The organism is Streptococcus sp. ST16 (genome assembly GCF_046098135.1).
GTDB lineage: Bacteria > Bacillota > Bacilli > Lactobacillales > Streptococcaceae > Streptococcus.
The window spans coordinates 13,981-33,858 of record NZ_JBJUSE010000017.1 but is presented as its reverse complement, the minus strand read 5'-3'; the positions used below and the strand labels follow the sequence as shown (position 1 = coordinate 33,858).

Sequence of the window (19,878 nt, the reverse complement as noted above, 5' to 3'; positions counted from 1 at the left end):
TGCAATACAGAACTAAATCCTTCACTTAAATTATTTGTCTAACTTTTTGGGGTCAGTACAATTTAACTGGGTTTTTTGTTTTTGCTTCTGGTTTCCAACTAGTTGAAAAAGCGTTATAATGATAATAGGAAGTAATTTGTTTGAGAGAAGGTGTGTCTGATGGCTTATATTGAGATGAAACACAGCTACAAGCGTTACCAGGTTGGGGATACAGAGATTGTGGCTAATCGTGATGTGAATTTTGAAATTGAAAAAGGGGAGCTGGTTATCATACTTGGCGCTTCAGGTGCTGGAAAATCAACCGTTCTCAATCTTCTAGGAGGTATGGATACCAATGATGAGGGGGAGATTTGGATCGATGGTGCCAATATTGCCAACTACACTTCACACCAGAGAACGAATTATCGCCGTGAAGATGTAGGATTTGTTTTTCAGTTTTACAATCTTGTCTCTAATCTGACGGCCAAGGAAAATGTGGAGTTGGCCTCAGAAATCGTGACAGATGCCTTGGATCCAGAGCAGGTCTTGACAGATGTAGGTCTGGCTCATCGCCTGAATAACTTTCCAGCCCAGCTTTCTGGAGGGGAGCAACAGCGAGTCTCCATTGCACGCGCTGTAGCCAAAAATCCTAAAATCCTCCTTTGTGATGAACCGACAGGTGCCTTGGATTACCAGACGGGGAAGCAAGTCTTGAAGATTCTCCAAGATATGTCTCGTCAAAAAGGAGCAACGGTGATTATCGTGACCCACAATGGCGCGCTAGCCCCTATTGCAGATCGGGTGATTCACATGCGCGATGCCACGGTTAAGAGCATGACGGTCAATGAGTATCCGCAGGATATCGATACATTGGAGTATTAGCATGAAAAAAACGTATCGGAAAGACCTATTTCAGTCAGTGACGGCTTCAAAGGGACGCTTTGTTTCTATCCTGACCTTGATGATGCTGGGTTCTTTAGCCCTTGTTGGTCTCAAAGTGGCCAGTCCAAATATGGAACGTACGGCAGGGGATTATCTCCGTAAAGCCAATACCCTAGATCTGGCAGTGATAGCTGATTATGGCTTGGACAAAGAAGACCAAGACGAATTAAAGACCCTTCAAGGAGTAAGTGTTGAATTTGGTTATATGGCAGACCTAACCGTTGAAAATAGTGAAGAAGCGGTTCGACTTTATTCCAAGCCAGAGGGGATTTCAACCTTCCAAGTGACAGAAGGGCGACTGCCAGAGGCTGATGAGGAAATTGCCCTAGCCGACTTCTGGAAAGACCGCTATCAGATTGGGCAGACCATTACCTTTACTAAGAAAGAAGAAGGGAAGTCCGTCCTAAAATCCCAAACTTTTACAATTACTGGATTTGTTCAGTCGGGTGAGATGCTTTCTCAAAAAGACTTAGGGAGTGCTAGCAGTGGAAATGGAAGCTTGGCTGGCTATGGAGTGATTTTGCCCAGCCAGTTTGATTCAGCTGTTTATAGTATTGCGCGTGTGCGCTATGATGATTTAAAAAATCTGGATGCTTTTTCATCAGACTATAAGACCAAACGAACCCAACATCAGGAAGAGTTGCAAGATTTGCTAGCCGATAATGGTCAAAAACGATTGGTAAGCATCAAAGCCAATGGGCAAAAGAGCTTGGAAGAGGGGAAAGAACAGCTCCAAACTACTGAAAGCAACCTTCAAAATGGCAAGAGTCAGTTAGAGCAGGCTGAAAGTCGCTTGAAAACCCAAGAAGAACAAGCGACCGCTTTACCAGAACCGCAAAAGAGTCAAATCGAGGGACAGCTGATAAAAGTAAAGGAAGAAATGGCGACTCAAAAAGAAAAACTGGCTCAGACAGAGAGTGATCTAACTAAGGAAAAAGAGAAGCTTGAACAGCGTCAGAAAGAGCTTGATGAACTGGCAGAGCCGAAATACCATGTATACAACCGCCAAACTATGCCAGGTGGCCAAGGCTATCTCATGTACAGTAACGCTTCAGCAAGCATTCGTTCTGTCGGGAATATCTTCCCCGTTGTGCTTTATATGGTCGCTGCAATGGTGACCTTTACAACGATGACTCGCTTTGTGGATGAAGAACGTACCAATGCCGGTATTTTCAAGGCCCTAGGTTACCGGAATCAAGATATAATTGCCAAGTTTGTCCTCTATGGTTTTCTTGCAGGAACTGTAGGAACCATTTTAGGAACGCTTCTAGGACATTATCTCCTTGCAGGTGTGATTTCGGATGTTATAACAGCAGGAATGGTCGTTGGTAAAAGTCAGGAGTATTTTTACTGGTCTTATAGCCTCCTTGCCCTAACCTTAAGTTGGGTATCCAGTGTTTTGCCGGCTTATCTGGTGGCACGGAGGGAACTACACGATGAAGCAGCCCAACTCTTACTTCCAAAACCTCCCGTTAAGGGATCAAAGATTTTGCTGGAACGCCTGAGCTTTATATGGAGTCGTTTGAGTTTTACTCATAAGGTTACTGCGCGAAATATTTTCCGTTATAAGCAACGGATGTTGATGACCATTTTTGGAGTTGCGGGTTCGGTTGCTCTCCTATTTGCAGGTCTTGGCATTCAGTCTTCTGTGGGAGGAGTTGTCGATCGTCAATTTGAACAAATCCAGCAATACCAGATGATTGTAGCAGAAAAGAGCAGTGCAACGGAGCAAGAAAAGGCAGATTTAGAAAGTGCCTTGCAAGTTGAACCTATCCATGCTTATCAAAAGATTTACTCTAAATCCATTGAAAAAGATTTTAAAGGAAAAGCAGGACTTCAAACCATCACCATGATGGTTACTAGTGGAGAAGACTTCAAGCCCTTTATCGCATTAGAGGAAAATGGCCAAGAGGTGCAGATCACAGATGGAGCGGTCGTGAGTCAAAAACTAGCTCAACTAGCAAATGTTAAGGTTGGGGACGAGTTGGAGCTTGATGGGAAGGAAATCAAGGTATCGGCCATTTCTGAAAACTATGTTGGACACTTTGTTTATCTCAAACGAGACACATACGAACAAGTCTACGGTACCAGTCCACAAGACAATACCTACCTAGTAAAATTAAAAGATCCAACACCTTCCAATATCGAGAAAGAAGCTGCTATCTTTATGGAAAAACCAGCTGTTTCTGGGGTCGTCCAAAATGCGACGGCCATCCATCTCTTTGAATCCGTGGCTAGTTCGCTCAATAAAACCATGGCCATCCTTGTCCTTGTTTCCGTTTTACTAGCCATTGTCATTCTTTACAATCTCACCAATATCAATGTGGCAGAACGTATCCGTGAACTTTCCACTATCAAGGTTCTCGGTTTCCATAATAAAGAAGTGACCCTCTATATCTACCGTGAGACTATGGTGCTGTCCCTTGTGGGAATTGCTCTCGGTTTGGTAGCTGGCCACTATTTACATCAATTTTTGATTCAAATGATTTCACCTGCCACCATACTTTTTTATCCACGAGTCAGCTGGGAAGTCTATGCTCTTCCAATCGTAGCAGTGACTGTGATTTTGGCTTTACTGGGCGTCTTTGTCAATCACCACTTGAGAAAAGTGGATATGCTCGAAGCCCTGAAATCAGTAGAATAATTCACTGTTTTAAATAGTAAATCAGTTGACAAAGTCCCTGCTTCTTGGTAGAATAAGAACTGTCGTAAAGACAAATAACTTCTTCTTGGTTACAGGCATGCCAACCTGTCACTCGGATGAAGCCAAATAAAAAGGAGAAACATCATGGCAATCTCAAAAGAGAAAAAAAATGAAATCATCGCACAATATGCACGTCACGAAGGTGATACAGGTTCCGTAGAGGTTCAAGTTGCTGTCCTTACTTGGGAAATCAACCACCTTAACGAACACATCAAACAACACAAAAAAGACCACGCTACTTACCGTGGATTGATGAAGAAAATCGGTCGCCGTCGTAACTTGCTTGCATACTTGCGTAAGAACGACGTTAACCGTTACCGTGAGTTGATCAACTCTCTAGGACTTCGTCGCTAATCTGCTTTATTTTCCACTTACATTGCGTTGTCACCGTACCTCGATATACTCAGGTATTATCTTCGGTTACGGTTCCTAGCACTGTAAGGCAAAATAAACCAGAACGATCTCCCTTCGGGGAGATTTTTTTGATTCACTAAAATTTTTGTACAATCTTTCGCTTGCTACCTAGTCTATAAACGTTTTATCCAGCAAGAATCATGATGCTAAGGGCGTTAAAAATCCGTATGAAATAGGGAAAGGACACAGTGTTCGATAAACACAAGGAGTTTCCTCTTTTTCACTAGGATTTTAGCCCGAGCTCAAATTAGCTCTCTGATTTCAGAGGGCTTTTTGTTTTTATCCGCTTGCTTAGCCGTGTTCAATTAAGTATATCTTGATAATGAAGCTACTCTAAATTGGGTAGCTTTTTTACTTTTGTCACCGTACCTTGATATACTCAAGTATTATCTTCGGTTACGGTTCCTAGCACTGCAAAATCAACTATATTTATTTTTCTCAGCTTGTTACATAGTCGAAAATATGGTATACTTTTTATGAGAATTTTCTAAATTTTTAAGATTCTATCGAAGGAGGTTTGCATGCTTTCCAAATTTTCTGGAAGCCGACGGGACCTGCAATTTGTGTTACTTTTAGGTGTTTTGCTAGGTATTTTAGGGATTTCCCTCTTTCTAGCTGTTTCTATGGGGTCCGTAGCGATTGATTTAGGAGATACCTATCGGATCATTTTGAGCAGGTTGGGTTTTCCTCTTGAAATAGGAGAGGTTTCCAAGTCCACTCTTGCTATTGTATGGAATATGAGATTCCCTCGAGTATTGTTAGGTCTGATAGTAGGGGCTGGTCTTTCTATGTGTGGTAGCGTGATGCAGTCTACAGTGAACAATCCCATCGCAGAGCCTTATGTCTTAGGAATTTCTGCGGGTGCAACTCTAGGGGCAACTTTGAGCATCATTCTTGGTTTAAAATTGGTGATTAGCCTTGGAGCTTTCCTTGGAGCTATTTTGGCAACAATCGCTGTCCTTATCATTGCCTCTATGCAGGGCAGGATGACAACATCTAGTCTGATTTTATCAGGAACGGTGGTCAATGCTCTCTTTTTGGCTTTTTCCAACTTTATTATCTCTGTTGGCGCTAATGCTGACAGTGTGATGACCATTAAGTTTTGGACCATGGGATCGCTTGCCGGGACTACCTGGTCTGACTTAGTCTTGCCAACTACGGTAGTAGGAATGGCCTTTCTATTTTTCTCTACTCAGTATCGTGTTTTCAATGCGATGATGATGGGAGAAGAGGCTGCTTTAACTTTGGGGATTCCTTTGCGATTTTATTGGTATCTTTATGTGACAATGGTGGCTGTGCTGACAGCAGTTTTAGTGGCAACCTGTGGGATTATTGGATTTGTTGGTTTGATTACGCCACATTTAGCTCGAGGGTTAGTAGGAACGAATTACAAGAGGCTTTTTCCCGTTGCGACCGTACTGGGTGCCCTCTTTGTCATCTGGGCAGATGTACTCTCTCGTATCATCATTCCAAATGCTGAACTGCCTATTGGTATTTTCACAGCCTTAGTCGGTGCTCCCTTCTTTATCTACATTGTTGGAGGTAGGCGAAGGGAGGTGAGGGCCTGATATGGACCTGATTTGTCAGGATGTCCACTTTGGGCTAGGAGAGAAAAAAATCCTCAAAGGAGTTTCTCTTAAGGTTGAGGGACATCAATTTCATACGATACTAGGACCAAATGGAAGTGGAAAAACCAGCCTACTTAAACTCCTCTATCGTCAGGAAAAGGCGGACAAAGGCTTGATAAGCCTAGATGGAAAGCCACTAGAGCATTGGTCACTCAAAGAAACGGCTAAGCAGATGGCAGTTGTAACCCAGTTTAATCAATTGCAGTTTGATTGTACAGTTGAGGAAATCGTCTTGCTAGGAAGAACTCCCCACCTTTCTTTTTTACAGAAGGAAAAGGAAAGGGATTATTCCCTCGTTCAAGATGCACTTGTCAAGGTGGATATGCTTGAGAAGAAAACGCGTCTCTATTCGTCTCTTTCAGGGGGAGAAAAGCAACGAGTCTTATTAGCCCGAGCCTTGGCGCAAGGACCGACTCTCTTGCTCCTGGACGAACCAACCAATCACCTAGATATCAAGTACCAGCTAGACTTGTTAGCCATTGTGAAGGAGCTCAAAATCAATGTTCTAGCTGTCCTGCATGATATTCAACTTGCTTGTCGCTATTCGGATTATCTCTATCTGATGAAAGAGGGAGAAATCCTTTACCAAGGGACTCCAAAGGAGACCATCACCCCTGAGTCATTGCAAACTGTATACGGAGTTCAAAGTCAGGTTACTTGGACCGAGGATCAGCAAGCCATGATTCACTATTTGTAAGAAAGAAAAGGAAAACAAGATGAAAAAAACACTCAGTATTTTACTCGTAACAGTAGCTACCTTAACCATGGTAGCTTGTGGCAATACTACTACAGAAAAAACTACCACACAGTCTAGCACAGAAACAAGTCAAAAGGCCAGCACAGAGACGACTTATCCGTTAACGGTCAAGACCTATGATGCTAAGGGAAATGAAGTCGAACAAGTCTTTGACAAGGCACCTGAAAAAGTTATCACCAACAATCTTTCAACCACTGAAATCTTGTTGGAGTTAGGCTTGAAGGATAAAATTGCTGGCATGCTTAACCCTGATAATGCTGTGACGGACAAACACAAGGACGCGATTGCGACGATTCCTCAAATTGGCGACAAAAAAACAGTCTCACAAGAAACAGCCCTTTCTTATGAGCCAGATGCTGTGATGGGTCGAAATATGATGTTTTCTGAAAAATCCTTGGGAACAGTTAGCACTTGGAATGAAAACAAAATCCCAGTCTATACGCAAAAAGCTTCTCTCTCAACGATTCAGCAAGATTTGGGAAATATTGTAGAAGACGTTAAAAATCTGGGGATGATTTTTAATGTTCGGGACAAGGCTAATGAATACGCAGCCCAATTACAAGCTAAAATTGAGGCTGTTAAGAAGGCAAATCCAACAATCCAAGGTGAAAAGAAAAAGGCTTTGATTATGGTTGCCTATAATGATGAAACCTTTGGTGCATACAAGTCTGCTTTGCAGGAAAGCTTGTTGAATCAACTTGGTTATACAAACGTTGCAACGGGAACATCAGGCTTGACCTTGGAAAATCTCGTGTCAATGAATCCTGAATTGATTATCTATGTAACCAGCGACCGCAATAAAAAATTGGATGCCAACGCAGTAGAGTTGATGAAGAAAAATGCTGTTTTGGAAAATGTTCCTGCAATTAAGAATCAAAAAATCATGACTATCTCTTACGATGAGTTGATGGACTATGGTCCAGCAGTGATTGATTCACTTGAGAAAATCAATGACTTTATCAATAAATAATGAGTTTGATTGGGAAGGAATCCAAGTTAGAGTCAGTCTTCCTTCGACCTATGATCCCAATCAAACCTATCCAGTTATTCTCTTGAATGATGGAAACTTGGATTTCCTATCCTCCCTTTCAGAATCTGTGATTTTAGTGGGCTTGACCTCTAAAAATCGCCTAGACGACTACACTCCCTGGAAGGCATCTGCTCTGAGAGATGGAGCTCAAGATTTTGGCGGTCAGGCAAATGCCTATCATGATCATTTATTTGGAGGTCTTTTAGACAAGTTGCAGTCGCTTTATCGCCTGGATAAAAATCGCCTTGCTTATGGGGGTTACTCACTAGGTGGATTGGCTGCAGTATACAGTCTTTTCAGCTTTGACAAGGTCTCCTGTGTCTTTTCTATCTGCGGTTCCTTTTGGTATCCTGATTTTGTGACTTACTGCAAGGAAGAGAAAGTGAGAAATTTAGATTGTTTGCTGTATTTACAAAATGGTCAAACAGAAGGAGCCCATCATACCAATCGCTTGGCTCAAGCACCAGCCTATGCTGCGCAAATTCATACCAGTCTACAGAAACACTATCCGAATGGTCAGTTTGTCTTTGATCCTTATGGGCATCATGAACAAGTGGTTGAACGATTCCTAGCCTTTTCCAACTGGTTGACCCCAAAATGGAAAATTGAATAAAAGAAATATCCCTTGGCAAAAGCCAAGGGATAATTGTATTTTTTAACCAAGAGCTTCTCTCTTCTTATCTGGATTCCAGATAAAGCTTGCGACGAAAGTAAAGATAATCGTTAGGATACCAACAATCACAGCAAGGATGAGGGCAGGGATGCGGACAAACCACCAGAGTGGATTTGGTTTTTTATCATTGTGCCATTGCTTGGTTTCCTCGTCCAAACGTTGAAATTCTGCTTGGATACGGTCTGCAACCATTTCAATCCCTTCATCATTCATTTTCTTGATGTCTGAGATATCGATAGGATTTCCAAAGTTCATATCCACACGTTCACGGCTAACCAATCCCTTCAAGGTCATGGGACCGGTGTAGGTGACAGGTATGATACGGACCTTGGCCATTTTGGCAATCAAGGCTACGCCACCCTTGACATCGTTTGAGTGGCGGCTCCCACTTGGAAACATGATGAGAGAACGGTCGCTTTTTTTGAGGACGTTGATAGGGTACTTGATGGCAGAAGCGCTAGGATTTTCACGATCGATAGGAAAGGCGCCACACATACGAATCCACCAGCCAAAGATGCGATTGCTAAAAAGCTCTTTTTTTGCCATAAAGATGAACTGTTTTGGCTTGGTCGCAAAGGCCATATATACAGGATCCCACCAGGTACGATGAGGAGCGACGAGGATATAGTTTTCGTCTCGATTAGGGATTTTATCAGTATTGTGATAGTGGGCATTGCCATTGATAGACCACAAGATCAGCATGACTAGTCCACGCAAATAAGTATAAAACATGATATCTCCTTCGATTGTATTGCTTTTATTATTATACCTTATCAAAAGACTACTGGCAAACTTTTTCAGTTATCAGTGGACAGTTTTTGGATAAGATTAGAATTCTGCTAGAAAAAATGATATGATAGAATTTATGGATAAAAATAAGATAATGGGATTAACCCAAAGAGAAGTCAAGGAAAGACAAGCTCAAGGTTTGGTCAATGACTTTACCGCATCGGCCAGTACCAGTACTTGGCAAATCATCAAACGAAATGTCTTTACCCTTTTTAACGCGTTGAACTTTGCCATTGCTTTGGCGCTAGCTTTTGTGCAGGCTTGGAGCAATCTGGTCTTCTTTGCGGTTATCTGCTTTAACGCTTTTTCAGGGATTGTGACCGAGCTACGGGCCAAACACATGGTGGACAAACTCAATCTCATGACCAAGGAAAAGGTCAAAACCATCCGTGAGGGTCAAGAAGTCGCTCTCAATCCAGAAGAATTAGTTCTAGGAGATGTGATTCGTCTGTCGGCTGGGGAGCAGATACCTAGTGATGCTCTGGTTCTGGAAGGTTTCGTAGAAGTTAATGAAGCTATGTTGACGGGTGAGAGTGATTTGGTGCAAAAAGAAGTGGATGCCTTGCTTTTATCAGGGAGTTTCCTAGCCAGTGGCGCAGTTTTGGCTCAAGTTCACCATGTCGGGGCAGAAAACTATGCTTCCAAACTCATGCTGGAAGCTAAGAAAGTGAAACCGATCAACTCCCGTATCATGAAATCGCTGGACAAGCTAGCTGGCTTTACTGGGAAGATTATCATTCCTTTTGGTCTGGCTCTCTTGCTAGAAGCTTTGATTTTAAAAGGTTTACCTCTCAAGTCATCCGTTGTAAATTCGTCGACAGCACTTTTGGGCATGTTGCCTAAGGGAATCGCCCTTTTGACCATCACCTCGCTCTTGACTGCGGTGATTAAGCTGGGTCTGAAAAAGGTCTTGGTACAGGAGATGTACTCTGTCGAAACCTTGGCGCGCGTGGATATGCTCTGTCTGGACAAGACGGGCACCATCACCCAAGGAAAGATGCAGGTGGAGGCCGTTCTTCCACTGACGGAAACTTATGGTGATGAGGCTATTGCCAGCATCCTGACCAGCTATATGGCCCATAGTGAGGATAAAAATCCAACTGCCCAAGCTATTCGAAAGCGTTTTCAGGGAGAAATTGCCTATCCCATGATCTCTAATCTGCCTTTCTCTAGTGACCGCAAGTGGGGAGCTATGGAGTTAGAAGGTCTGGGGACGGTTTTCTTAGGGGCGCCTGAGATGTTGTTGGACAATGAAGTCCCAGAAGCTAGAGAGGCCTTGGAGCGAGGATCACGTGTCTTAGTCTTGGCTCTGAGTAAGGAAAAACTAGACCATCACAAGCCCCAGAAACTTTCTGATATTCAAGCCTTGGCCTTGCTGGAGATTTTAGATCCGATTCGAGAAGGAGCAGCTGAGACGCTAGACTATCTCCGTTCTCAGGAAGTGGGACTTAAGGTTATCTCTGGTGATAATCCAGTCACTGTATCTAGCATTGCCCAGAAGGCTGGTTTTGCGGACTATGACAGCTATGTAGATTGCTCAAAAATTACGGATGAGGAATTGGTTGCTATGGCTGAAACAACAGCTATTTTCGGACGTGTTTCTCCTCATCAAAAGAAACTCATCATCCAAACACTGAAAAAAGCGGGTCATACAACGGCTATGACAGGGGACGGTGTCAATGATATTCTAGCCCTTCGTGAGGCGGATTGTTCTATCGTGATGGCTGAGGGAGATCCTGCGACTCGTCAGATTGCCAATCTGGTTCTGTTGAATTCAGACTTTAATGATGTTCCCGAGATTCTCTTTGAAGGTCGTCGCGTGGTCAATAACATTGCCCACATTGCACCGATTTTCTTGATAAAGACCATCTATTCTTTCTTGCTAGCAGTCATCTGTATTGCCAGTGTTTTACTAGGTCGGTCTGAGTGGATTTTGATTTTCCCTTTCATTCCAATTCAGATTACCATGATCGACCAGTTCGTGGAAGGTTTCCCACCATTCGTTCTGACTTTTGAGCGAAATATCAAACCCGTCGAGCCAAACTTCCTCAGAAGATCCATGCTTCGTGCCCTACCAAATGCCTTGATGGTAGTCTTTAGCGTCCTGTTTATTAAAATTTTTGGAACAAGTCAAGGATGGTCGGCCATTGAAATTTCGACAATTTTGTATTATCTACTGGCATCAATTGGCTTCATGGCTGTAGTTAGAGCCTGCCTGCCATTTACCCTCTGGCGTGTGCTCTTGATTGTTTGGTCAGTTGGAGGCTTCCTAGCTACAGCACTATTCCCAAGAATCCAGAAACTGCTTGAAATTTCGACACTAACAGGGCAAACATTCCCTGTTTACCTTGTCATGATGGCTGTCTTTACGGTGATTTTCATCTTGACAAGTCGTTACCAAGCCAGAAAATAAAGAAAGACTGCAATCTATGGATTGCGGTCTTTTTAGGTGCAAGATTGCCAGCTGAAATGTGGTATAATAAGAGGTAATAGAGTTTGGAAAGTGAGAGAAGATGATTTCAAAGAGATTAGAATTGGTGGCGTCCTTTGTGCCCCAAGGATCCATTTTACTAGATGTGGGGAGTGACCATGCTTATCTACCTATCGAGTTGGTCGAGAGAGGTCAAATTGAAGCTGTCATTGCAGGTGAGGTCGTGGAAGGTCCCTACCAGTCCGCGGTTAAAAATGTTGAAGCTCATGGTCTAAAGGAGAAAATCCAAGTTCGTTTAGCCAATGGCTTGGCAGCCTTTGAAGAGGAAGACCAAGTTTCGGTTATCACCATTGCTGGTATGGGCGGGCGCTTGATTGCAACTATCCTAGAAGAAGGCTTGGACAAGCTATTGAATATCCAGCGTTTAATCCTCCAGCCCAATAATCGTGAAGATGACTTGCGCGTCTGGTTACAAGATAACGGTTTTCAGATCGTAGCAGAAAGCATCCTAGAAGAAGCTGGCAAGTTCTACGAGATTTTGGTGGTGGAAGCTGGAAAAATGAAGTTATCAGCCAGTGATGTTCGCTTTGGACCTATCTTGTCCAAAGAAGTCAGTCCAGTTTTTGTCCAAAAATGGCAAAAAGAAGCAGCTAAGCTAGAATTTGCCCTTAACCAAATCCCAGAAAAAAATCTGGAGGAACGTCAAGTCCTAGCAGATAAAATTCAAGCCATCAAGGAGGTTCTCCATGCTAGCAAGTGAAGTAATCAGAGCTTATGAAGCCTTTTGTCCCCAGGAATTTTCTATGGTGGGAGACAGTCGTGGCCTGCAAATCGGTACTCTAGACAAGGAGATCCAAAGGGTTATGGTTGCCCTTGATATTCGTGAAGAGACGGTGGCAGAGGCTATTGAAAAGGGTGTGGATTTGATTATCGTTAAGCACGCGCCAATTTTCCGTCCCATCAAGGACTTGGTAGCCAGCCGTCCGCAAAATCAGATTTATATCGACCTTATCAAGCATGACATCGCCGTTTATGTCAGTCACACCAATATTGACATCGTTGAGAATGGTCTCAATGACTGGTTCTGCCAGATGCTAGGCATTGAGGAGACGACTTATCTACAGGAAACAGGCCCAGAACGTGGAATTGGTCGTATTGGGAATACTCCGACTCAGACCTTTGGGGAATTGGCACAGCATGTCAAGCAAGTCTTTGGTCTAGATAGCCTTCGAATGGTGTATTACCAAGAGACTGATTTGCAGAAGCCTATTTCAAGAGTGGCCATTTGTGGTGGTAGTGGACAGTCATTCTATAAGGATGCTTTAACAAAGGGAGCAGATGTTTATATAACTGGTGACATCTACTACCACACTGCCCAGGATATGTTGTCTGGTGGTTTGTTGGCATTGGATCCAGGACATTATATCGAAATCCTTTTTGTAGAAAAAATCGCTGCACTCATCAGTCAATGGAAGGCAGAAAAGGGCTGGTCTATTGATATTTTGCCTAGTCAAGCATCGACCAATCCTTTCCACCATATCTAGTTAGAAAGTGAAAACAATGAAAAAAGTCGCCATTATTGGAGCAGGGATTGTGGGGGCAACTGCAGCCTACTACCTCTCCAAAGAAGCAGATTTAGAGATAACCGTTTTTGACCATGGACAAGGTCAGGCTACCAAGGCTGCAGCGGGAATTATCAGTCCTTGGTTTTCCAAACGCCGCAATAAAGCCTGGTATAAGATGGCGCGCTTGGGAGCTGACTTTTATGTGGATTTATTGGCTGATTTAGAAAAGTCTGGTCAGGAAATCGATTTTTACCAGCGTTCGGGAGTCCTTCTCTTGAAGAAGGATGAATCCAAGTTGGAAGAACTCTATGAACTAGCTCTCCAGCGCAGGGAGGAATCTCCTTTAATAGGCCAGTTAGCTATCATGGATCAAGCCTCAGCTAATGAATTATTCCCTGGCTTGCAGGGATTTGACCGCCTGCTTTATGCTTCTGGTGGAGCGAGAGTAGATGGCCAACTCTTAGTGACTCGTTTGCTCGAAGCTAGTCAAGTCACGCTGGTCGAAGAAAAAGTGACTCTGATGCCTTTAGCATCAGAATATCAGATTGGTGAAGAGGTGTTTGATCAGGTTATTTTGGCGACGGGAGCTTGGCTGAGGGACATTTTGGAGCCTTTAGGATATGAAGTAGATGTTCGTCCCCAAAAAGGGCAACTCCGAGATTATCAGCTTGCCCAAGATATGGAATCTTACCCTGTTGTCATGCCAGAAGGGGAGTGGGATTTGATTCCTTTTGCAGGTGGGAAATTGTCCTTGGGCGCTACCCATGAAAATGATATGGGATTTGATTTGACAGTGGATGAAACCTTGCTCCAACAAATGGAGGAGGCAGCCTTACCCCACTATCCAGCCTTGGCAGAAGCGAAATCATCAGGTGAGCGTGTGGGAATTCGCGCCTACACTAGTGATTTCTCCCCTTTCTTTGGGCAAGTACCTGGCTTAGTAGGTGTCTATGCAGCTAGTGGTCTAGGTTCATCAGGCCTCACAACCGGCCCTATCATTGGTTACCACTTAGCTCAACTGATCCAAGACAAGGAGTTGACCTTGGATCCAGTAAACTATCCAATTGAAAACTATGTCAAACGAGTAAAAAGCGAATAATACTCAATGAAAATCAAAGAACAAACTAGGAAGCTAGCCGCAGGCTGCTCAAAGCACGGCTTTGAGGCTGTGGACAGAACTGATGAAGTCAGCTCAAAGCACGGCTTTGAGGTTGTGGATCGAACTGACGAAGTCAGTAACCATACCCACGGCAAGGCGAAGCTGACATTGTTTGAAGAGATTTTCGAAGAGTATAAGCATTTTACTAAAATTTTAGTCTCCCCTCTAGGATGGCAAATGACATTCCCTACCAAAAATGGTAAAATAAGAAAAAATAATTCGAGAATCGAGGAAAAAAGATGCAAGAAAAGATTTTGGTAACAGGTGGTGCCGGTTTTATCGGAACCCACACTGTTATTGAATTGATCCAAGCAGGTCATCAAGTGGTTGTAGTGGATAACCTTGTCAACAGCAACCGTAAAAGTTTAGAAGTTGTTGAAAGAATCACAGGAGTTGAAATTCCTTTCTATGAGGCAGATATCCGTGATACTGATACTCTCAGAGATATTTTCAAGCAAGAAGAGCCAACAGGTGTGATTCACTTTGCTGGTTTGAAGGCTGTAGGTGAATCAACACGTATCCCTCTTGCCTACTATGACAACAATATCGCTGGAACTATTAGTCTTTTAAAGGTTATGGAAGAAGCAAACTGTAAGAATATCATCTTCAGTTCTTCTGCGACAGTATATGGAGATCCTCACACGGTTCCAATCTTAGAAGATTTTCCACTTTCAGTGACCAATCCGTATGGTCGTACCAAACTCATGCTAGAAGAAATCTTGACTGATATCTACAAAGCAGACTCAGAATGGAATGTGGTCTTGCTTCGTTACTTTAACCCAATCGGAGCACATGAGAGTGGAGATTTAGGAGAAAATCCTAATGGAATTCCAAACAATCTCTTACCATATGTGACTCAGGTAGCTGTTGGAAAATTAGAGCAAGTGCAAGTCTTCGGAGACGATTACGATACGGAAGATGGAACTGGTGTTCGTGACTATATCCATGTCGTAGACCTAGCCAAAGGTCACGTTGCAGCTCTTCAAAAAATCCAAAAAGGGTCTGGCCTTAACATTTATAACCTTGGAACAGGCAAGGGCTACTCTGTTCTTGAAATTATTCAAAATATGGAAAAAGCAGTGGGACATCCTATTCCTTACCGCATCGTAGAACGCCGACCAGGAGACATCGCTGCCTGCTATTCAGATCCTGCAAAAGCCAAAGCAGAACTCGGATGGGAAGCAGAATTTGATATCACGAAAATGTGTGAAGACGCATGGCGTTGGCAAAGTAAGCATCCAAATGGATTTGAAGACTAAGATAATGATTTCGATCATTGTCCCCTGTTTAAATGAAGAGGAAGTACTTCCTCTTTTTTATCAGTCTGTTGAAGATTTGCTTCCTGATCTGGGAGCAGAGGTCGAGTATGTCTTTGTAGACGATGGCTCAAGCGATGGAACCTTAGAGCTTTTGAAGGCTTATCGGGAGCAAAATCCTGCGGTGCATTATATCTCGTTCTCACGAAATTTTGGGAAGGAGGCAGCTCTGTACGCAGGTTTGCAGTATGCGACTGGGGACCTGGTGGTCATGATGGATGCAGACCTCCAGGACCCTCCTAGTATGCTACTTGAGATGAAAACCTTACTAGACCAGGATGCGAACTTGGACTGTGTTGGAACGCGCAGAACCAGTCGGGAGGGAGAACCCTTCTTTCGCAGTTTCTGTGCTGATCTTTTTTATCGCCTCATGCAAAAAATTAGCCCAGTGGCTCTGCCCTCAGGCGTCCGTGATTTCCGGATGATGAGAAGGTCTGTGGTAGATGCTATTTTAACCCTGACCGAGTCCAATCGGTTCTCTAAAGGGCTCTTTGCCTGGGTGGGCTTTAAAACGCACTATCTTGATTATCCAAACGTTGAACGACAGGCTGGCAAGACCAGTTGGAGTTTTAGACAGCTCTTTTTCTACTCGATTGAAGGGATTCTCAATTTTTCAGATTTCCCCTTGAGTATAGCCTTTGTAGCTGGACTTCTATCTTGTTTTATTTCTTTTATGATGACTGTTTTTGTAGTGTTTCGGACTCTTATCTTGGGAAATCCAACATCTGGCTGGACCTCTCTGATGGCTGTCATTCTCTTTCTTGGGGGGATTCAACTTCTGACTATTGGGATTCTGGGCAAGTATATCAGTAAGATTTACCTGGAAACCAAAAAAAGACCACTCTACCTCATCAAAGAAAAAAGTGATCTTTCTATTTTTGAAGGAAAAAATAACCGGAAAAGACTATAATTTTACCTAGAAATATGCTAAACTAGTAGGTGAAGGGATTAAAGTGATAAAGAGAATCTACAAAATCAATCTCCCTTTTAAACTATGATGGATCTTTTAGAAGTGCACGTGTAGGACAATTTTTGATGGCCTCCAGAACATCGCTGTTCTCAGCGATTTCTCTTTGCAATTCAACTGGATCATCGCAAAATCGAACGATTCCATTATCATGGTAATCAAAGAGTTCAGAATAGGTTTGGCAAAGCCCGCAGGCGATGCACCGTTCAGGTATAAGTGTGAGTTTCATATTTATATTGTAATAAGAAAGTTTAAAAAATACAAGGAGTAAGGTATGGCAAAGGAACCATGGCAAGAAGATATCTATGAAAATAGTGAGGAAGAATCAAGATCAGAGCGTCGTCGCCGTAAACAAAAAGGAAAAGGCGCTGTTGCGAATCGTGTCTTAACAGTTCTAGCTAGCCTCTTCTTTGTGATCGTTGTAGCGATGGTAGTTGTATTGATTTACTTATCAACCGGAGGAAGCAATCGTACTTCATCTTTGAAGGACTTCTATGATACATCGTCTCCTTCTACAAGTTCAAGTTCTAAAGTAGAAGCATCGTCATCTTCAAGTAGCAAGGTAGAAGAAACATCTTCTTCTGAAACAACTCCTTCAGAGAGCAGTTCAGAAGAACACACAGAAGGGGAGGGAACACTCACTGTGCATCCTGGAGAGGGTGAGGCAGCTCTTGCTCAGCGTGCAGGGATTTCCATTGCCCAGTTGGAAGCGTTAAATCCTTCTCATATGTCATCTGGATCTTGGTTTGCCAATCCAGGTGATGTGATCAAGACAAGATAGGAGTCGGGAATGAAGACAATTCAAATTGCTATTGATGGTCCAGCTTCCAGTGGTAAGAGTACGGTTGCAAAGATTGTCGCTAAAGATTTTGGTTATACTTATCTCGATACGGGCGCTATGTACCGTGCTGCGACTTATATAGCTCTCAAAAACCAGTTGGATGCAGGAAAAGTAGAGCAACTTTTGGAATTGCTTGATCAACATCCTATTAGTTTTGGACGTTCAGAAACAGGTGATCAACTTGTTTTTGTAGGGGATGTGGATATCACTCATCCTATCCGTGAAAATGAAGTGACCAACAAGGTTTCAAGCATTGCTGCCATTCCTGAAGTGCGTGAGAAACTTGTTTCGCTCCAGCAAGAGATTGCCCAGCAAGGTGGTATCGTCATGGATGGGCGTGATATTGGGACAGTTGTTTTACCACGAGCTGAACTCAAGATTTTCCTAGTGGCTTCTGTTGAAGAAAGAGCAGAGCGTCGTTACAAGGAAAATATTGCTAAAGGGATTGAGACTGATTTGGAAACGCTGAAAGAAGAAATTGCGGCGCGTGACTACAAGGATAGTCATCGTGAAGCCTCGCCTCTCAAGCAGGCTGAGGATGCAGTTTATCTTGACACAACTGGACTAAGTATCCAAGAAGTGGTCGAAAAAATTGAATCAGAAGCAAAAAAATATATGTCCTAGGGACGAGAGGAGCAGGCTAGATGATGCCTGCTCCTTTTCTCTCTTTTGCGCGCGTTTCAAAACAGTCTTTTTGGGAGAATTTTGATAAAATAGTAGTATCAATAAAAAGGACGGAAGCATGACAAAGAAAATCATAGCCATTTGGGCCCAGGATGAAAAAGGTGTGATTGGGAAGGAAGATCGTCTCCCTTGGCATTTGCCAGCAGAGTTGCAACATTTTAAGGAAACGACTTTAAATCATGCTATACTGATGGGACGAGTGACCTTTGATGGCATGGGACGTCGTCTGCTTCCAAAACGGCAAACCCTGATTTTAACGCGCAATAGCGAAGAAGTCATAGATGGGGCGCTCGTATTTCAAGATGTGGAGTCTGTTTTAGCGTGGTATCAGAGTCAGGAAAAAAATCTCTATATCATTGGCGGAAAGCAGATTTTTCAGGCTTTTGAGCCTTATTTAGATGAAATCATCGTGACACAGATTCATGCTCAGGTGGAAGGAGATACCTATTTCCCTGAGGAGTTTGACTTGTCTCGTTTTGAAACAGTTGCAAGCAAATCTTACACCCGAGATGAGAAAAACGACTATGATTTTACCATCGAATACCGAGATAGAAAGGAAGTCTAATGGAGCGCAGTATATTTGGATTTTTCACAGCTTTTTTGTGTGTGATCTGTATTTTGACTGGAGCACAGGCTTTTCGTAAGAAGCGCTATGGACTGTCTGCCTTACTCTGGTTGAATGCTTTTACCAATCTGGTAAACAGTATTCATGCTTTTTACATGAACTTATTTTAGATAGAATGATAAATTAGAATGGAAGGAAATCATGCCTACAAATAGGAAAAATGATATGATGGTTTATTGCTCATTTTGTGGCAAGAGCCAAGAAGAAGTAAAGAAAATAATCGCTGGGAACAACGCCTTTATCTGTAATGAATGTGTGGAGTTGGCCCAGGAAATCATTCGGGAGGAGTTGGCCGAGGAAGTTTTGGCAGACTTGTCTGAAGTACCAAAACCAATTGAGCTCCTCAATATCTTGAACCACTATGTCATCGGTCAGGATCGTGCCAAACGTGCCTTGGCAGTAGCTGTATACAACCACTACAAACGCATCAATTTCCATGATACGCGTGAAGAGTCAGAAGATGTGGATTTGCAGAAGTCAAACATCTTGATGATTGGCCCAACGGGTTCTGGGAAAACTTTCTTGGCCCAGACCTTGGCTAAGAGCTTGAACGTGCCTTTTGCCATTGCAGATGCGACAGCTCTGACTGAGGCTGGGTATGTGGGTGAGGACGTGGAAAATATCCTCCTCAAACTCTTGCAGGCTGCAGACTTTAACATCGAACGTGCAGAGCGTGGGATTATCTACGTGGATGAAATTGACAAAATTGCCAAGAAGAGCGAGAATGTGTCTATCACACGTGACGTTTCTGGTGAAGGTGTGCAACAAGCCCTTCTCAAGATTATCGAGGGAACTGTCGCTAGCGTACCGCCTCAAGGTGGACGCAAACATCCGCAACAAGAGATGATTCAAGTGGACACTAAAAATATCCTCTTCATCGTAGGTGGTGCCTTTGATGGTATCGAAGAAATCGTTAAACAACGTCTGGGAGAAAAAGTCATCGGTTTTGGACAAAACAATAAAGCGATTGACGAAAACAGCTCCTACATGCAAGAAATCATTGCAGAAGACATTCAAAAATTTGGGATTATCCCTGAGTTGATTGGGCGCTTGCCTGTCTTTGCTGCTCTTGAGCAATTGACGGTCGATGACTTGGTTCGCATCCTGAAAGAGCCAAGAAATGCCTTGGTCAAACAATACCAAACCTTGCTTTCTTATGATGATGTCGAGTTGGAATTTGACGACGAAGCTCTTCAAGAAATCGCAAATAAGGCTATCGAACGCAAAACTGGTGCGCGTGGTCTTCGATCAATCATCGAAGAAACCATGCTAGACGTTATGTTTGAAGTTCCAAGTCAAGAAAATGTGAAATTGGTCCGCATCACAAAAGAAGCTGTCGATGGAACGGAAAAACCCATCCTAGAAACAGCCTAG

The 19,878-nt window shown here is 43.1% G+C and carries 20 protein-coding genes; 18 read left to right on the top strand and 2 right to left on the bottom strand.

The features are described 5' to 3' along the window. The first annotated feature begins 159 nt into the window (after window positions 1–159). The 7 genes from ACIY14_RS08940 (at window position 160) to ACIY14_RS08910 (ending at window position 8,067) form a co-directional block, all read left to right on the top strand. Window positions 160–861: an ABC transporter ATP-binding protein gene (locus tag ACIY14_RS08940; RefSeq protein WP_000323389.1), complete on the top strand. Its 702-nt coding sequence runs from the start codon at window positions 160–162 to the stop codon at window positions 859–861. Then, window positions 857–3,565: an FtsX-like permease family protein gene (locus ACIY14_RS08935; RefSeq protein ID WP_409002323.1), complete on the top strand. Its 2,709-nt coding sequence runs from the start codon at window positions 857–859 to the stop codon at window positions 3,563–3,565. The genes ACIY14_RS08940 and ACIY14_RS08935 overlap by 5 nt, the downstream gene beginning before the upstream one ends. A gap of 144 nt (window positions 3,566–3,709) precedes the next feature. Beyond that, a complete protein-coding gene (gene rpsO / locus ACIY14_RS08930; RefSeq protein WP_001018251.1) occupies window positions 3,710–3,979 on the top strand; it encodes a 30S ribosomal protein S15 in 270 nt (89 codons plus the stop codon). Between the two features lie 581 nt (window positions 3,980–4,560). Then, complete coding sequence (locus tag ACIY14_RS08925; protein WP_409002321.1) at window positions 4,561–5,607, top strand: FecCD family ABC transporter permease; 1,047 nt, start codon at window positions 4,561–4,563, stop codon at window positions 5,605–5,607. 1 nt (window position 5,608) lies between these two features. After that, window positions 5,609–6,364 carry an ABC transporter ATP-binding protein gene (locus tag ACIY14_RS08920; RefSeq protein ID WP_409002320.1) on the top strand — a complete coding sequence of 252 codons (756 nt, stop codon included), beginning with the start codon at window positions 5,609–5,611 and terminating at the stop codon, window positions 6,362–6,364. Window positions 6,365–6,383: 19 nt separating this feature from the next. After that, the gene (locus tag ACIY14_RS08915; RefSeq protein ID WP_409002319.1) at window positions 6,384–7,394 is read left to right on the top strand and encodes an ABC transporter substrate-binding protein; all 1,011 of its coding nucleotides are present in this window, start codon (window positions 6,384–6,386) and stop codon (window positions 7,392–7,394) included. After that, window positions 7,375–8,067 carry an alpha/beta hydrolase gene (locus ACIY14_RS08910; protein ID WP_409002318.1) on the top strand — a complete coding sequence of 231 codons (693 nt, stop codon included), beginning with the start codon at window positions 7,375–7,377 and terminating at the stop codon, window positions 8,065–8,067. The genes ACIY14_RS08915 and ACIY14_RS08910 overlap by 20 nt, the downstream gene beginning before the upstream one ends. A 42-nt stretch (window positions 8,068–8,109) precedes the next feature. Here the strand turns inward: ACIY14_RS08910 and ACIY14_RS08905 are convergent, their stop codons facing one another. Further along, window positions 8,110–8,859 carry a lysophospholipid acyltransferase family protein gene (locus tag ACIY14_RS08905; RefSeq protein ID WP_409002317.1) on the bottom strand — a complete coding sequence of 250 codons (750 nt, stop codon included), beginning with the start codon at window positions 8,857–8,859 and terminating at the stop codon, window positions 8,110–8,112. 133 nt (window positions 8,860–8,992) lie between these two features. Between ACIY14_RS08905 and ACIY14_RS08900 the strand changes: the two genes are divergently transcribed. The 7 genes from ACIY14_RS08900 (at window position 8,993) to ACIY14_RS08870 (ending at window position 16,297) form a co-directional block, all read left to right on the top strand. After that, window positions 8,993–11,329, top strand: coding sequence for a cation-translocating P-type ATPase (locus tag ACIY14_RS08900; protein WP_409002322.1), 2,337 nt, complete (start codon window positions 8,993–8,995; stop codon window positions 11,327–11,329). A 100-nt stretch (window positions 11,330–11,429) separates the two neighbouring features. Continuing rightward, a complete protein-coding gene (locus ACIY14_RS08895; RefSeq protein ID WP_409002316.1) occupies window positions 11,430–12,107 on the top strand; it encodes a tRNA (adenine(22)-N(1))-methyltransferase in 678 nt (225 codons plus the stop codon). After that, the gene (locus ACIY14_RS08890; RefSeq protein WP_409002315.1) at window positions 12,094–12,891 is read left to right on the top strand and encodes a Nif3-like dinuclear metal center hexameric protein; all 798 of its coding nucleotides are present in this window, start codon (window positions 12,094–12,096) and stop codon (window positions 12,889–12,891) included. Before ACIY14_RS08895 ends, ACIY14_RS08890 begins: the two co-directional genes overlap by 14 nt. A 16-nt stretch (window positions 12,892–12,907) precedes the next feature. Then, window positions 12,908–14,011: an NAD(P)/FAD-dependent oxidoreductase gene (locus ACIY14_RS08885; RefSeq protein ID WP_409002314.1), complete on the top strand. Its 1,104-nt coding sequence runs from the start codon at window positions 12,908–12,910 to the stop codon at window positions 14,009–14,011. A gap of 6 nt (window positions 14,012–14,017) precedes the next feature. Beyond that, the gene (locus tag ACIY14_RS08880) at window positions 14,018–14,332 is read left to right on the top strand and encodes a hypothetical protein (RefSeq protein WP_409002313.1); all 315 of its coding nucleotides are present in this window, start codon (window positions 14,018–14,020) and stop codon (window positions 14,330–14,332) included. Beyond that, window positions 14,311–15,330: a UDP-glucose 4-epimerase GalE gene (galE, locus tag ACIY14_RS08875; protein WP_409002312.1), complete on the top strand. Its 1,020-nt coding sequence runs from the start codon at window positions 14,311–14,313 to the stop codon at window positions 15,328–15,330. Before ACIY14_RS08880 ends, galE begins: the two co-directional genes overlap by 22 nt. Continuing rightward, complete coding sequence (locus ACIY14_RS08870) at window positions 15,314–16,297, top strand: glycosyltransferase family 2 protein (RefSeq protein WP_409002311.1); 984 nt, start codon at window positions 15,314–15,316, stop codon at window positions 16,295–16,297. The genes galE and ACIY14_RS08870 overlap by 17 nt, the downstream gene beginning before the upstream one ends. 82 nt (window positions 16,298–16,379) lie before the next feature. Here ACIY14_RS08870 and ACIY14_RS08865 read toward each other — a convergent pair whose 3' ends face one another. After that, on the bottom strand, window positions 16,380–16,583 hold the full coding sequence (locus tag ACIY14_RS08865) for a ferredoxin (protein ID WP_162278996.1): 204 nt from the start codon (window positions 16,581–16,583) through the stop codon (window positions 16,380–16,382). Between the two features lie 45 nt (window positions 16,584–16,628). Here ACIY14_RS08865 and ACIY14_RS08860 point away from each other — a divergent pair, with 45 nt between their 5' ends. From ACIY14_RS08860 to clpX, 4 genes are all read left to right on the top strand, one after another. Beyond that, window positions 16,629–17,135: an SAG1386/EF1546 family surface-associated protein gene (locus ACIY14_RS08860; protein WP_001040924.1), complete on the top strand. Its 507-nt coding sequence runs from the start codon at window positions 16,629–16,631 to the stop codon at window positions 17,133–17,135. Window positions 17,136–17,144: 9 nt separating this feature from the next. Then, on the top strand, window positions 17,145–17,819 hold the full coding sequence (gene cmk / locus ACIY14_RS08855; RefSeq protein ID WP_409002310.1) for a (d)CMP kinase: 675 nt from the start codon (window positions 17,145–17,147) through the stop codon (window positions 17,817–17,819). 118 nt (window positions 17,820–17,937) lie between these two features. Beyond that, window positions 17,938–18,444 (top strand): dihydrofolate reductase, encoded by a 507-nt coding sequence (locus ACIY14_RS08850; protein ID WP_000162308.1) that lies wholly within the window; start codon window positions 17,938–17,940, stop codon window positions 18,442–18,444. 201 nt (window positions 18,445–18,645) lie between these two features. After that, a complete protein-coding gene (gene clpX, locus ACIY14_RS08845; protein WP_002874765.1) occupies window positions 18,646–19,878 on the top strand; it encodes an ATP-dependent Clp protease ATP-binding subunit ClpX in 1,233 nt (410 codons plus the stop codon).

What these genes read in the sequence shown, in the direction of transcription:
- rpsO (WP_001018251.1), top strand. Translation starts at nt 3,710, where the DNA reads ATGGCAATCTCAAAAGAGAAAAAAAATGAAATCATCGCACAATATGCA.
- ACIY14_RS08920 (WP_409002320.1), top strand. Translation starts at nt 5,609, where the DNA reads ATGGACCTGATTTGTCAGGATGTCCACTTTGGGCTAGGAGAGAAAAAA.
- ACIY14_RS08885 (WP_409002314.1), top strand. Translation starts at nt 12,908, where the DNA reads ATGAAAAAAGTCGCCATTATTGGAGCAGGGATTGTGGGGGCAACTGCA.
- ACIY14_RS08915 (WP_409002319.1), top strand. Translation starts at nt 6,384, where the DNA reads ATGAAAAAAACACTCAGTATTTTACTCGTAACAGTAGCTACCTTAACC.
- ACIY14_RS08870 (WP_409002311.1), top strand. Translation starts at nt 15,314, where the DNA reads ATGGATTTGAAGACTAAGATAATGATTTCGATCATTGTCCCCTGTTTA.
- ACIY14_RS08850 (WP_000162308.1), top strand. Translation starts at nt 17,938, where the DNA reads ATGACAAAGAAAATCATAGCCATTTGGGCCCAGGATGAAAAAGGTGTG.
- ACIY14_RS08940 (WP_000323389.1), top strand. Translation starts at nt 160, where the DNA reads ATGGCTTATATTGAGATGAAACACAGCTACAAGCGTTACCAGGTTGGG.
- clpX (WP_002874765.1), top strand. Translation starts at nt 18,646, where the DNA reads ATGCCTACAAATAGGAAAAATGATATGATGGTTTATTGCTCATTTTGT.
- galE (WP_409002312.1), top strand. Translation starts at nt 14,311, where the DNA reads ATGCAAGAAAAGATTTTGGTAACAGGTGGTGCCGGTTTTATCGGAACC.
- ACIY14_RS08880 (WP_409002313.1), top strand. Translation starts at nt 14,018, where the DNA reads ATGAAAATCAAAGAACAAACTAGGAAGCTAGCCGCAGGCTGCTCAAAG.
- cmk (WP_409002310.1), top strand. Translation starts at nt 17,145, where the DNA reads ATGAAGACAATTCAAATTGCTATTGATGGTCCAGCTTCCAGTGGTAAG.
- ACIY14_RS08925 (WP_409002321.1), top strand. Translation starts at nt 4,561, where the DNA reads ATGCTTTCCAAATTTTCTGGAAGCCGACGGGACCTGCAATTTGTGTTA.
- ACIY14_RS08860 (WP_001040924.1), top strand. Translation starts at nt 16,629, where the DNA reads ATGGCAAAGGAACCATGGCAAGAAGATATCTATGAAAATAGTGAGGAA.
- ACIY14_RS08890 (WP_409002315.1), top strand. Translation starts at nt 12,094, where the DNA reads ATGCTAGCAAGTGAAGTAATCAGAGCTTATGAAGCCTTTTGTCCCCAG.
- ACIY14_RS08895 (WP_409002316.1), top strand. Translation starts at nt 11,430, where the DNA reads ATGATTTCAAAGAGATTAGAATTGGTGGCGTCCTTTGTGCCCCAAGGA.
- ACIY14_RS08905 (WP_409002317.1), bottom strand. Translation starts at nt 8,859, where the DNA reads ATGTTTTATACTTATTTGCGTGGACTAGTCATGCTGATCTTGTGGTCT.
- ACIY14_RS08865 (WP_162278996.1), bottom strand. Translation starts at nt 16,583, where the DNA reads ATGAAACTCACACTTATACCTGAACGGTGCATCGCCTGCGGGCTTTGC.
- ACIY14_RS08910 (WP_409002318.1), top strand. Translation starts at nt 7,375, where the DNA reads ATGACTTTATCAATAAATAATGAGTTTGATTGGGAAGGAATCCAAGTT.
- ACIY14_RS08900 (WP_409002322.1), top strand. Translation starts at nt 8,993, where the DNA reads ATGGATAAAAATAAGATAATGGGATTAACCCAAAGAGAAGTCAAGGAA.